The organism is Lentzea sp. NPDC005914, from assembly GCF_040629405.1.
GTDB lineage: Bacteria > Actinomycetota > Actinomycetes > Mycobacteriales > Pseudonocardiaceae > Lentzea.
In genome coordinates this window covers 106,526-118,864 of record NZ_JBEXVQ010000024.1, presented here as the reverse complement: position 1 = coordinate 118,864, position 12,339 = coordinate 106,526, and the positions used below count along the sequence as shown (strand labels likewise).

General features: G+C 67.3%; 12 protein-coding genes. 2 read left to right on the top strand and 10 right to left on the bottom strand.

All coding sequences use genetic code 11. The annotated features are described in order from the left end of the window. Positions 1–2: 2 nt before the first annotated feature. From ABZ345_RS30235 to ABZ345_RS30225, 3 genes are all read right to left on the bottom strand, one after another. On the bottom strand, positions 3–317 hold the full coding sequence (locus ABZ345_RS30235; RefSeq protein ID WP_359855967.1) for a hypothetical protein: 315 nt from the start codon (positions 315–317) through the stop codon (positions 3–5). Next, positions 307–843, bottom strand: a complete 537-nt coding sequence (locus ABZ345_RS30230) for a hypothetical protein (protein ID WP_359855965.1) — start codon at positions 841–843, stop codon at positions 307–309. Before ABZ345_RS30230 ends, ABZ345_RS30235 begins: the two co-directional genes overlap by 11 nt. 113 nt (positions 844–956) lie before the next feature. Further along, positions 957–3,518 carry an ATP-dependent Clp protease ATP-binding subunit gene (locus tag ABZ345_RS30225; protein ID WP_359855963.1) on the bottom strand — a complete coding sequence of 854 codons (2,562 nt, stop codon included), beginning with the start codon at positions 3,516–3,518 and terminating at the stop codon, positions 957–959. 321 nt (positions 3,519–3,839) lie between these two features. Here ABZ345_RS30225 and ABZ345_RS30220 point away from each other — a divergent pair, with 321 nt between their 5' ends. Beyond that, the gene (locus ABZ345_RS30220) at positions 3,840–4,637 is read left to right on the top strand and encodes a (2Fe-2S)-binding protein (RefSeq protein WP_359855960.1); all 798 of its coding nucleotides are present in this window, start codon (positions 3,840–3,842) and stop codon (positions 4,635–4,637) included. Positions 4,638–5,105: 468 nt separating this feature from the next. On the opposite strand, the gene ABZ345_RS30215 is transcribed toward ABZ345_RS30220, so the two are convergent. From ABZ345_RS30215 to lysS, 5 genes are all read right to left on the bottom strand, one after another. After that, positions 5,106–5,903: an ABC transporter ATP-binding protein gene (locus tag ABZ345_RS30215; protein WP_359855958.1), complete on the bottom strand. Its 798-nt coding sequence runs from the start codon at positions 5,901–5,903 to the stop codon at positions 5,106–5,108. After that, positions 5,900–6,958, bottom strand: coding sequence for an iron chelate uptake ABC transporter family permease subunit (locus ABZ345_RS30210; RefSeq protein WP_359855955.1), 1,059 nt, complete (start codon positions 6,956–6,958; stop codon positions 5,900–5,902). The genes ABZ345_RS30215 and ABZ345_RS30210 overlap by 4 nt, the downstream gene beginning before the upstream one ends. Beyond that, on the bottom strand, positions 6,955–7,947 hold the full coding sequence (locus ABZ345_RS30205) for an iron ABC transporter permease (RefSeq protein WP_359855952.1): 993 nt from the start codon (positions 7,945–7,947) through the stop codon (positions 6,955–6,957). The genes ABZ345_RS30210 and ABZ345_RS30205 overlap by 4 nt, the downstream gene beginning before the upstream one ends. 314 nt (positions 7,948–8,261) lie before the next feature. Continuing rightward, the gene (locus ABZ345_RS30200; protein WP_045317204.1) at positions 8,262–8,609 is read right to left on the bottom strand and encodes an Lsr2 family protein; all 348 of its coding nucleotides are present in this window, start codon (positions 8,607–8,609) and stop codon (positions 8,262–8,264) included. A 115-nt stretch (positions 8,610–8,724) separates the two neighbouring features. Further along, a complete protein-coding gene (gene lysS / locus ABZ345_RS30195; RefSeq protein ID WP_359856054.1) occupies positions 8,725–10,179 on the bottom strand; it encodes a lysine--tRNA ligase in 1,455 nt (484 codons plus the stop codon). Positions 10,180–10,315: 136 nt separating this feature from the next. Here lysS and ABZ345_RS30190 point away from each other — a divergent pair, with 136 nt between their 5' ends. Further along, positions 10,316–11,071, top strand: a complete 756-nt coding sequence (locus ABZ345_RS30190) for a methyltransferase domain-containing protein (RefSeq protein WP_359855949.1) — start codon at positions 10,316–10,318, stop codon at positions 11,069–11,071. On the opposite strand, the gene ABZ345_RS30185 is transcribed toward ABZ345_RS30190, so the two are convergent. Further along, complete coding sequence (locus ABZ345_RS30185) at positions 11,061–11,852, bottom strand: type III pantothenate kinase (protein ID WP_359855946.1); 792 nt, start codon at positions 11,850–11,852, stop codon at positions 11,061–11,063. The genes ABZ345_RS30190 and ABZ345_RS30185 overlap by 11 nt on opposite strands. 11 nt (positions 11,853–11,863) lie before the next feature. Next, positions 11,864–12,334: an aspartate 1-decarboxylase gene (gene panD, locus ABZ345_RS30180; RefSeq protein WP_359855944.1), complete on the bottom strand. Its 471-nt coding sequence runs from the start codon at positions 12,332–12,334 to the stop codon at positions 11,864–11,866. Positions 12,335–12,339 lie beyond the last annotated feature (5 nt).

The following is a 12,339-nucleotide window of genomic DNA, read 5'->3' as shown; positions in this document are numbered from 1 at the left end:
GCTCACCCGCACCTGCCACCGCCCCCGCCGGAAGTCCAGCGCGTGGTCGAAGCGGGGCTCCGACTGCCTTCCCAGCCATTTGAGGAACGTCCCGTGCTCGCTCCCATCGCCCCGGCGAGGTCGGCCGACCAGGGCCTTGCACCAGCGCGCCGGTCCGTCACCGTTCCGCCAAGGCTCGCGGCGAACGCGGTCAGCTCGTCGAGACGTTCGCGCTCAGCCTTGCGGTTCTTGCGCCACACCAGCCACGACACGAGGCCGACCACCACGGCGACACACAGACCGAAAAGACCGAGCCGCAGGTAGAACTCACTGTTCATGATCAGATTCCAGGTATCCCTCGTCGGCCAGGTCTCTCGGTTCCACACCGGGCATGAGGTCGAGCGTTTCCAGGATCATGTCCACGAGGAAGAGAAGCTCGTCGGGCCGGATCTGTCCCGAGCTCTCCGTGTGGACGAACCCGTCCTCGAAGTAGAGCGTGAAGAACTCCAGCGGAACCCGCCGCCGTGCCGAGGGAATCGTGGCGACCTCGATCCAATGCTCGAACTGCACCCGATCGAGGTCCGTGGTGCTGTGCGGGCGGGAGGCCTCGGTCACGCGGACGTGCCACGGGCCGCGCTGGAACTCGAGGGTCAGGAAGGGCTTGAGCAGGGCGCGCTGGAGGGTCGGCGACCACGCGCTCGCCTCGTCGAGACCGAGCAGCTTGCCGTCGAGGCTTTCCACAAGGGGCATCAAGAACGGGGTGCGTTCGGCCGCTGCCTTCGCGCGGGCCTTCGCGCGCCTGGGACCGCGCAGCACCAGGAGCGTGATCACGGTGACGGCGACGATGATCCCGAGAATTTCCACGTACCCTCCGGCTGCTCTGTGCCCCTTCAACTCGCCGTGGGCGCGGACTGTTGAACAGCAGAAACGAGAACGGCCCCCAGGAAGCCTGGGGGCCGTTCTCGTGTACTGCTAGATCACTCGGTCTCGTTCACCGGAGCGTCCTGCGACTCGGCGACCGCGGGGGCCGCCAGGTCGACGGGCGGAGCGTCCGGCACGCGGTTCGGCTTGGCCTCGCCGCGGAAGACGAACTTCGCCTTGTCGTGGTCGTCCGACACACCGTCCCAGCCCTCGACGTCGGTGATGATGATCTGGCCCGGCTGGATCTCGCCGAACAGGATCTTCTCCGACAGGGTGTCCTCGATCTCGCGCTGGATCGTCCGGCGCAGCGGGCGGGCGCCCAGCACCGGGTCGAAGCCGCGCTTGGCCAGCAGGGACTTGGCCCTGTCGGTCAGCTCGAGCGCCATGTCCTTGTTCTTCAACTGCGTCTCGACGCGGGCGATCATCAGGTCCACCATCTTGATGATCTCGTCCTGAGTCAGCTGGTGGAAGACGATGATGTCGTCGATGCGGTTGAGGAACTCGGGGCGGAAGTGCTTCTTCAGCTCGTCGTTGACCTTGTTCTTCATGCGCTCGTAGTTGGACGCGGTGTCCTGACCCGAGGTGAAGCCGAGGCCGACGGCCTTGCTGATGTCGGACGTGCCCAGGTTCGACGTGAAGATGATGACGGTGTTCTTGAAGTCCACCGTCCGGCCCTGACCGTCGGTCAGGCGGCCGTCCTCCAGAACCTGGAGCAGCGTGTTGTAGACCTCCTGGTGGGCCTTCTCGATCTCGTCGAACAGCACGACGGAGAACGGCTTGCGGCGCACCTTCTCGGTGAGCTGGCCGCCCTCTTCGTAGCCGACGTAACCGGGAGGGGCACCGAAGAGCCGCGACGCGGTGTACCGGTCGTGGAACTCGCCCATGTCGATCTGGATGAGCGCGTCGTCCTCGCCGAACAGGAAGTTCGCCAGCGCCTTCGAGAGCTCGGTCTTACCGACACCGGACGGGCCGGCGAAGATGAACGAGCCGGAGGGGCGCTTCGGGTCCTTCAGACCGGCGCGGGTGCGGCGGATCGCCTGCGACACGGCCTTGACCGCGTCGACCTGGCCGATGATCCGCTTGTGCAGCTCGTCCTCCATGCGGAGCAGACGCGTGGTCTCCTCCTCGGTGAGCTTGAACACCGGGATGCCGGTCCAGTTGGCGAGGACCTCGGCGATCTGCTCGTCGTCGACCTCTGCGACGACGTCCAGGTCACCGTCCTTCCACTGCTTCTCCCGCTCGGCCTTCTGGCCCAGGAGCTGCTTCTCCGCGTCACGGAGCTTGGCGGCGCGCTCGAAGTCCTGCGCGTCGATCGCGGACTCCTTGTCGCGACGCACGTCCGCGATCTTCTCGTCGAACTCGCGCAGGTCTGGCGGCGCGGTCATCCGGCGGATGCGCATGCGCGCGCCGGCCTCGTCGATGAGGTCGATCGCCTTGTCCGGCAGGAACCGGTCGTTGATGTACCGGTCGGCCAGCGTGGCGGCGGCGACGAGCGCGGAGTCGGTGATCGAGACGCGGTGGTGCGCCTCGTACCGGTCGCGCAGGCCCTTGAGGATCTCGATGGTGTGCTCGAGCGACGGCTCGCCCACCTGAATCGGCTGGAAGCGGCGCTCCAGCGCGGGGTCCTTCTCGACGTGCTTGCGGTACTCGTCGAGCGTGGTGGCACCGATCGTCTGCAGCTCACCGCGCGCCAGCATCGGCTTCAGGATCGAAGCCGCGTCGATCGCGCCCTCTGCGGCACCCGCACCGACGAGCGTGTGGATCTCGTCGATGAACAGGATGATGTCGCCGCGCGTGCGGATCTCCTTGAGAACCTTCTTCAGGCGCTCTTCGAAGTCACCGCGGTAGCGCGAGCCCGCGACCAGCGAGCCGAGGTCGAGCGTGTAGAGCTGCTTGTCCTTGAGCGTCTCAGGCACCTCGCCCTTGACGACCATCTGCGCCAGGCCCTCGACGACGGCGGTCTTGCCGACGCCGGGCTCGCCGATGAGGACCGGGTTGTTCTTGGTGCGGCGGGACAGCACCTGCATGACCCGCTCGATCTCCTTGGTGCGCCCGATGACCGGGTCGAGCTTGCCCTCACGGGCCGAAGCCGTGAGGTTGCGCCCGAACTGGTCGAGGACCAGGGAAGACGACGGGGTGCCCTCGCCACGACCGGTCGACTCCGACGCGCCCTTCTCCGTCGAGTAACCGGACAGCAGCTGCAGCACCTGCTGCCGCACCCTGTTGAGGTCGGCACCCAGCTTCACGAGGACCTGCGCAGCAACGCCCTCGCCCTCGCGAATGAGGCCGAGCAGGATGTGCTCGGTGCCGATGTAGTTGTGGCCGAGCTGCAGCGCCTCGCGCAGTGACAGCTCAAGCACCTTCTTGGCGCGCGGGGTGAAGGGGATGTGTCCACTCGGGGCCTGCTGGCCCTGGCCGATGATCTCCTCGACCTGCTGGCGGACGCCCTCCAGCGCGATCCCCAACGACTCGAGCGCCTTGGCGGCGACACCTTCACCCTCGTGGATCAGACCCAGGAGGATGTGCTCGGTGCCGATGTAGTTGTGGTTGAGCATCCGTGCCTCTTCTTGGGCAAGGACAACCACCCGCCTCGCGCGGTCGGTGAACCTTTCGAACATTCGCACTCCCTGACTGCTGCGTCGGCGGTCCTCGGCTCCACCGATCTACCCTGGTGAGCGCGGCACCGTGGCACCACTGTAGTGGGCGGTCCCGAGACCTGTGGCTCCCATCAGCGCACAGCGCGATCGGGCCAACCCTGACACCAGCATCAACGCAGGTCGGGAGCAACGGATTCCACAGATCGGGCGATGTCCGCTCAGCGCGAACAACCGACCGTTGAGCGATACTCCTGTGACCGGGCACACCTCGACGAGCGCCAGCAGCACGATCTTGGGTAAGGTTAGGCAAGCCTCATTGAGCCAATGAGATTGGACTTGCGCGTGACCGTACCTGCGAGGGTCTCACAGCAGAACCCGCGTGCGCTCACGCCTCTGGCCCAATCCATCGCGCGTCTGGCGTCCAACTCCGAGATCCGCTTCGGCACCCAGTCCCCGGACTGGACGATCTGCTCGGACCTCCTGGCCAGCCCTTCACGCTTCGACCTGTGGCGCAAAGACCTGTCCGAGTGGATGGTCGAGAACTACGGCGAGTCCGACGACCGAGCCACCGCCGGCTACATCATGGGTTGGTACCTGCACATCCCAGGGACCATCGCGGGCCTCCTCTTCCACACGGCCCGCCGCGTCCCTTCTTTGCGCCCGTCCGACATCGCCTTCCGCGTCAACACCGAAGGCCGCCCCCACCCGGACGGCATCGCCGTCCTGTGCGACGAGTTCGCCTGCCTTCCGGACGACCCGGCCTCAAACCACCCGGCCGCCACCGTCGTGGCGAACGAAGCAGCCCTGACAGCTCTCCTCCGCGCCCGCTACGCCGCCCACGCCGCCCAGTTCGTCGCCTCCTTCGGCCAGGTGGTCCGCTTCGGCCGCCGCACCCTCTGGGCAGCCGCCACCGACATGCTCGAGTACGGCGCCTGGGCAGCGGGCCGCGCGTGCGGCGACGAGAACGGCGGCGTGACCGACGCGGCGCTGATCCTCCCGGAGAAGCTCGCCCCGTTCGTCTCGGCGACGACCCTCCACCTCTCCGACGAGGGCTGGAAGCGCAAGCGCAACAGCTGCTGCTTCCACTACGTCCTCCCGGACGCGGAACCCTGCACGGCCTGCCCGCGCACCTGCTCCTAGCAGCCCAACGCGCCCGATGGCGAAGCCGAGGCGACCCGAGGGCGAAGCTGAGGCAAGGCGACGCCGAAGGCGAGCTGCTCTTCCCGTGCGCTCCGGGTGGGGTCCCGTCACGAGTCGTGCCTCAGCTCTTGCCGCGCCAGGGCAGGGGTGCCAACGGGACACGCTTTTCGTCCGGTTGACACCCCGACTCTGGTGTGGCTCGCTCCGGCTCGGCTTGGGACGGGACCCCACCCGGACCGCACCACCTACGCAACGCGCAGCCGCCGAAAGCAACAGGCGTGCCATCAACCCGCAAGCGGCGCTGGACCCCCCGATCAGATTGGCGGGGGTTTGGGGGCAGAGCCCCCGAGGGGAAGCACGCAACGCAAGGTGAAGTCTCGCAAGGTGACCACCTACGGACACGGAACAGGCACCAGCCAACGCAACAGAACGACCCACGGGACCGGAGCGCGCGCCGAAGGCGCCCCTCTACAAGACCCGATGCCGAGACCCAACCGGCACCACCAACGGCGTCCCAGCCACAGGATCCTCGACAACCCGAGCGTCCAGCCCGAACACGTCCAGCAGCAACGTCTCGGTGAGCACGTCGGCCGGCGCTCCCTGAGCCACGATCCGCCCATCCCGCATGGCAACGATGGTGTCCGCATACCGAGCAGCCAAGTTCAGGTCGTGCAGCACCATCACCACCGTCCGCCCCAGAGAAACGTGCAACTCCTGCACCAGATCCAGAACGTCGATCTGGTGCGCGAGGTCCAAATAGGTAGTGGGTTCGTCCAGCAGCAACAGATCCGTGCCCTGAGCAAGCGCCATGGAAATCCATGCCCGCTGCCGCTGCCCCCCGGACAGCTCGTCCACGGTCCGCTCAGCCAGATCCGAGATCCCGGTCATCTCCAACGCGGCGTCAACAGCAGCCGCATCCTCAGAAGACCACTGCCGATACCAGGACTGGTGCGGATGCCGCCCCCGCGCAACGAGATCCGCCACAGTCAGCCCCTCGGGAGCGGACGGCGCCTGAGGCAACAACCCCAGCACCTGAGCCACCTCACGAGTGGGCATCCGGTCGATCTGCTTGCCGTCCAGCAACACCGCACCGGACCGAGCAGGCAACAACCGCCCCAGCGCACGCAGCAACGTCGACTTCCCGCACCCGTTCGGCCCGATCACCGCGGTGACGGTCCCACCGACGACCGACAGGTCCAGCGTGTCGACGACCAGCCTCTCGCCGTATCCCACGCACAAGGACGAAGCCTCAAGACGCACCGTCATACCCGAGCCTCCCGACGACTCCGAACCAGCAGGTACATCAGATAGGGCGCACCGAGCACGGCCGTCACGACACCGACCGGCAACTCGATCCGGTAGACCGTCCGCGCGACGAGGTCCGAGAGCATCACCAGCACGCCCCCGATCACGACGGATCCGAACAGCGGCGGCTGGGCGGTCCCGGCCAGGCGCAACGCGATCTGCGGCGTGGCCAGCGCGACGAACGCGATCGGACCGGCGGCGGCCGTGGCCACCGATGCCAGCACGATCGCGACGATGATCAGGCCCGACCGCGCGACGTTGACCCGCACGCCGAGCCCGCGTGAGGTCTCGTCGCCGAACTGAAGTGCGCCGAGCACGTGGCCGCCGATCAACGCCACGGGAATCAGCACCAGGAGGGCCAGCGCGACGGGCACGACGTGCTCCCAGCCGCGGCCGTTCAACGACCCGGTGATCCACACCATCGCGCGACCGGCGTCCTGCACGTCCCCGACGGTCAGCAGGTAGTGCGTGAAGTTGCCGGCCACGGCGGTGACGCCGATCCCGACCAGCACCATCCGGAAGCCCTCGATGCCCTGCCGCCAGGCCAGCGCGTAGACCAGCAGCCCGGCGACCAGCCCGCCGGCGAGCCCGGCCAGCGGGAGCCCGATGGAGGCAGCGCTCCCGGTGACCACACCCAGAGACCCGGACAACGTGATCACGGAGACCGCGCCGGCCCCGGCTCCCCACGTCACGCCGAGGATGTCCGGTGACGCCAAGGGATTGCGCACGATCGCCTGGAAGATCGCCCCGGACAGCCCCAGAGCGCCACCCACGAGCAGCCCGGTCAACGCGCGCGGCAGCCGCAGCTCCGTCACCACGAACTGGTCGCGCCGGGTCCCGCCACCGAACAACGCGTCGATCACCTGCGAGGCGGTCAGCGGAAAGTCGCCGATCATGATGTCGACGACGAGCACGGCGGCCAGCAGCACCAGCGCGACCGCCACGACCGTCAGCGGCCGGCGGCGCAGCTTGAACGAGGCGGCGCCCACCCGCAGCGCCGTGGTCGCGGCGCTCAAATCTTCACCAGCTGCTTGCGGCGCACCAGGAAGATGAAGAACGGCGCACCGAGCAGCGCCAGCATCACGCCGACCTCCACTTCGGACGGACGGGCCACCACGCGGCCGAGGATGTCGGCGAGCAGCAGCAGGATCGCGCCCACCAGCGCGGAGAACGGCAGCAGCCAGCGGTAGTCCGGGCCGGTGAACGCGCGCGCCACGTGCGGCACGACCAGCCCGATGAACCCGATGGGCCCGCACGCCGCGACAGCCCCGCCCACCAGCAGCGTGATCGCGAAGATGCCCAACGACCGCGTCATCCCGACCCGCACACCGAGCGACCTGGCCACGTCCTCGCCCAGCGACAACGCGTTGAGCCCCGGCGCGTTGAACGCCGCCACGACGAGCCCGACGGCCAGGAACGGCAGCACCTGGTTCAGGACGGACAGGTCGCGGCCCGCGATCGACCCGACCTGCCAGAACCGGAACGCGTCGAGCGACTGCTGGTCGAGCAGCACGATCGCCGACACCAGACCGTGCATCAGCGCCGACACCGCGGCACCGGCCAGCGCCAGCGTCACCGGCGACGGACCACCCCGGCCCGCCGAGCCGAGCAGGAACACCACCACGCTCGCGACCATCGCGCCGGCGAAGGCGAACCAGATGTAGCCGACCAGCGACGAGACGCCGAGCGTGAAGATCGAGAGGACGACCGCCAGCGCGGCGCCGTGCGTGACGCCGAGGATGCCCGGGTCGGCCAGCGGATTGCGCGTGTGGCCCTGCATGAGGGCGCCACCGACACCCAGCGCGATGCCGACCACGACGCCGAGCAATGTCCGCGGGATCCGCAGCTCGCGGATCACCACGTCGTTCTCGACCCCGGTCGGCGTGAAGAGCCCGTGCCACACCCCGGACAGCGGGATCTCCTTCGAGCCGATCGCGATGCTCGCCAGCGACACGGCGACCAGCACGACCAGCAGGAAGGTCAGGCCCAGCGACCGACGACCCAAGGCCCACCCCTCCCAGGCTCCGCACAGGACAGGTAAGCCTAACCGAACCACCTGGTGGGACAGCCGTGAAGGGTGTTGCTTCTGGTCACATCCGAGAAGAAGTGACGCAGAAGACCGGCGAAGAATGTTCTGCCAACCCGTTGTCAGATCAACTAAAAGATCAGAAGCAAGACGCCCAAGATCTCGTGCCGAACATCTCGTTTGGATCGCACCGTTCAGCCTTCTGGGCGCCACCCAGTAGTTGATCAGTCACTCAAATAGCACGAAGGGGTTCCGGGAATCGCACCCGGAACCCCTTCGTGATTTAACGAATTTCAGCCCTGCTGGTGGTACGCGTCGAGCACCTCGGCCGGGATGCGGCCGCGATCCGACACCTTCATGCCCTGCTTGCGAGCCCACTCTCGAATGGCCTGGTTCTGCTCACGATCCGCCGATGCCGGGCGTGCCTTCACACCCGCCGGACGACCTGGACCAACGCGCTTACGACCACCCGCGCGACGTGCACCACCGACGAAGTCGGCAAGAGCGTCTCGCAGTTTGCCCGCATTGCCCGAGGAAAGGTCGATCGTGTAGCTGACACCATCCAGCCCGAACTCGACGGTCTCCTCCGCAGTGGAGCCGTCCAGGTCGTCGACGAGGGTCACGGTGACCTTCTGCGCCATGCGTATCCTCCTGGACCCCGAATGCGCGGTGCACCCGCGTCGCCAACTAAAGCCTCTTGCGACGCAGGTTAGCGCACAGGTGCCGCATTGCACCTATCGACATCCGGAAAGTTACTCATTCAGGGCGAACGAGCGGGAACAAGATGGTCTCCCGGATACCCAGACCCGTGAGGGCCATCAGCAGCCGATCGATACCCATTCCGACACCACCACTCGGTGGCATTCCGTACTCCAGTGATCGCAGAAAGTCTTCGTCGATCGGCATGGCCTCGTGGTCACCGGCCGCCGCAAGACGCGCCTGTGCTTCCAGGCGTTCCCGCTCGATCACGGGGTCCACCAGTTCGGAGTAACCGGTTCCGAGTTCGAATCCGCGCACGTACAGATCCCACTTTTCGGCGACACCCGGCTTCGTGCGGTGCTGCCTGGTCAGCGGCGACGTCTCGATCGGGTAGTCGCGCACGAACGTGGGCAGGTAGAGCGAGTCGCACACCAGGTGCTCCCACAGCTCCTCGACCAGCTTGCCGTGCCCGAACTTCGGGTTGACCTCGAGTTCGTGGCGATCGCACAGCTTGCGGAGCACCTCGACCGGCGTCTCGGGGGTGATTTCCTCACCAACGGCGTCGGACAACGACTCGTAGATGCTCAGCGTCGTCCATTCACCCGACAGGTCGTACTCCGACCCGTCCGCCAACGTGACGATCTGAGAACCGGTCACCGCTTCCGCGGCTTCCTGGATGAGCTCGCGAGTCAGCTTCGCGTTCGAGTCGTACGTGGCGTACGCCTCGTAGTACTCGAGCATCGAAAACTCGGGCGAATGCGACGAGTCCACACCCTCGTTGCGGAAGTTGCGGTTGATCTCGAAGACCTTCTCGATGCCACCGACGACGCAGCGCTTCAAGTACAGCTCCGGCGCGATGCGCAGGAACAGGTCGATGTCGAGGGCGTTCGAGTGCGTGATGAACGGACGCGCGGACGCACCACCCTGCAGCGTCTGCAACATCGGCGTCTCGACTTCGAGGAATCCGCGCCGGTGGAACGAGTCGCGCAGAGAACGGACCACGTTCGCGCGGGTCCGAACGGTGTCGCGTGCCAACGGCCGCAGGATGAGGTCGACGTATCGCTGACGAATACGGGTTTCCTCGCCGAGTTCCTTGTGCGCGACCGGCAACGGGCGCAGCGACTTCGACGTGAGCTGCCACGCGTCGGCCATCACGGAAAGCTCGCCGCGACGAGAGCTGATGACCTCGCCGTGGATGAAAACGTGGTCGCCGAGGTCGACGTCGGTCTTCCACTCGGAAAGTGCTTCCTCACCGACACCGGCGAGGCTCAGCATCGCCTGCAGTTCGGTGCCGTCGCCTTCGCGCAACGTCGCGAAACACAGCTTTCCGGTGTTGCGCATGAACATGATCCGGCCGGTCACTCCGACCATCTGGCCGGTCTGCGTGTCGGGTTCGAGTTCGGGATGCGCGTCGCGAATCTCGCGCAACGTGTGCGTGCGCTCGACTTCGACGGGATACGGCTCCTTGCCGGAAGCGAGCAGCCGCGCACGCTTCTCCCGGCGCACGCGCATCTGCTCTGGCAGGTCTTCTTCGCTGGTCACGAGGTTTTGCTTCGGCTGCTCACTCACGTCGAGAAGGGTACGGAAGGGCGTGGAGGCAAAGCGAACCGGATACCCCGGCGGATTCGCGACGGCCTAAGTTGTGGTGATGGATCTACACGCGAGGCGAGCGGACTCGTTCGGCGCGCAGGCCGAGGCCTACGCCGAACACAGGCCTGACTATCCCGTGGCGGCGATCCGGTGGGCACTGGAGCCGCTGGGCACATCCGAGCCGTTAGAAGTGCTGGACCTCGCCGCCGGCACCGGCAAGCTGACCGCGGGACTGGTCGCCGAGGGCCACCACGTGACGGCCGTCGAGCCCAACGAGCAGATGCTGTCCGAACTGGTGCGCCGTGTGCACGACGTGCGCGCGCTGCCCGGCCACGCGGAGCACATCCCGGTGCGCGACCAGTCGGTCGACGCCGTGTTCGTCGGCACCGCGTTCCACTGGTTCGACCAGGAGAAGGCGCTGCCGGAGATCGCCCGCGTGCTGCGGCCGGGCGGTGTGCTCGCGGCCATGTGGCTCGACACCGACCCGGACGTGGCGTGGCTCAACGAGTTCCAGCAGCTGTCGAACACCAGCGTCGAGTCGCAGCGGCAGCGCCCGGTGGACGTCGTGGCGCACCCGTTGTTCACGCCCGCGGAGCACCAGGTGTTCCCGCACGTGCACCGCAGGAACTCGCCGGAAGCGGCTGTCGCCTGGATCAACACGCACTCGCGCATGCTCGTCATCGACGACGAGGAGCGGGCCGCGGTCAACGAGAAGATGATCGCGTTCCTCCGCGAGCGCCCGGAGACGTCGAACGGGCCGTTCGACGTCCCCTTGTACTCGGAGGTGTTCCGGACGGTGCGCGTCAGCGAGTAGGCATGTTGCGCTCGAACACCAGGCGCAACCCCAACAGGGTCAGGTCGGGCACGTGGTGCGCGATCGTCGAGGACTCCGACACGACCAGCGGCGCGAGGCCACCGGTGGCGATCACCGTGACGGGGCCCGGATCGGTCTGCTGGAGCTCCTCGGCGATCCTGCGCGCGAGCCCGTCTACCTGGCCGACGAACCCGTAGACGATGCCGGACTGCAGGCACTCCACGGTGTTCTTGCCGATCACGTTGCGCGGCCTGACCAGCTCGACCTTGCGCAGCTGGGCGGCGCGGGCGGCGAGCGCGTCGACCGAGATCTCGATGCCCGGTGCCAGCGCCCCGCCGAGGAACTCGCCGCGCGACGAGATCACGTCGAGGTTCGTGGAAGTGCCGAAGTCCACCACGACGCACGAGGTCGAGTACAGGTGGTGCGCGGCCAGCGTGTTGATCACGCGGTCCGAGCCCACCTCCTTCGGGTTGTCCACGAGCAGCGGCACGCCGGTCTTCACGCCCGGCTCCACCAGGATCTTCGGCACCGCGTCGTAGTAGCGGCCGAGCATCACCCGCAACTCGCGCAGCACCGCGGGCACGGTGGACAGCGCGGAGATGCCGGTGATCTTGTCGGCGTACTCGCCGAGCAGGCCGCGCATGGTCAGCGCGAGCTCGTCGGCGGTCATCCTGGCGTCGGTGCGCATCCGCCAGTCACGCACGAGCGGGGCCGAGTCGCCGACCCCGTCGTACAGACCGAGCACGATGTTGGTGTTGCCGACGTCGATGGCGAGCAGCACAGTGCGTTTCCTTAGTTCTCGGCCTGGATCAACGCGTCGAGCGCGGTCGCCTCAACGGTCTCGGACGAAGGGGCGCTCGTGGAGCCGTTCACCAGACCGGAGCCCTCGGGGGCGTGCGCGGGGTCGGCGCCGAGGTCGACGACCTTGTTGTCGGCGTCCACGAAGACGACCCGCGGCTGGTAGGTGCGCGACTCGGCGTCGTCCATCTGCCCGTACGCGATGAGGATCACGATGTCGCCGGGGTGCACGAGGTGCGCCGCCGCGCCGTTGATGCCCAGCACGCCGGTGCCGCGCTCGCCGGGGATCACGTAGGTCTCCAGCCGTGCGCCGTTGGAGACGTCGACGATCGCGACCTGCTCGCCCGCCAGCAGGTCGGCGGCCTCCATCAGGTCCTCGTCCACCGTCACCGAACCGACGTAGTGCAGGTCCGCCTGCGTCACGGTCGCGCGGTGGATCTTGGACTTCAGCATCGTGCGGAACATGGCCA

Bases quoted from the DNA above. Each gene is read 5' to 3' on its own strand.
- ABZ345_RS30225 (WP_359855963.1), bottom strand. From the start codon at position 3,518: ATGTTCGAAAGGTTCACCGACCGCGCGAGGCGGGTGGTTGTCCTTGCC.
- ABZ345_RS30190 (WP_359855949.1), top strand. From the start codon at position 10,316: ATGGATCTACACGCGAGGCGAGCGGACTCGTTCGGCGCGCAGGCCGAG.
- ABZ345_RS30215 (WP_359855958.1), bottom strand. From the start codon at position 5,903: ATGACGGTGCGTCTTGAGGCTTCGTCCTTGTGCGTGGGATACGGCGAG.
- ABZ345_RS30200 (WP_045317204.1), bottom strand. From the start codon at position 8,609: ATGGCGCAGAAGGTCACCGTGACCCTCGTCGACGACCTGGACGGCTCC.
- lysS (WP_359856054.1), bottom strand. From the start codon at position 10,179: ATGCGCGTGCGCCGGGAGAAGCGTGCGCGGCTGCTCGCTTCCGGCAAG.
- ABZ345_RS30235 (WP_359855967.1), bottom strand. From the start codon at position 317: ATGAACAGTGAGTTCTACCTGCGGCTCGGTCTTTTCGGTCTGTGTGTC.
- panD (WP_359855944.1), bottom strand. From the start codon at position 12,334: ATGTTCCGCACGATGCTGAAGTCCAAGATCCACCGCGCGACCGTGACG.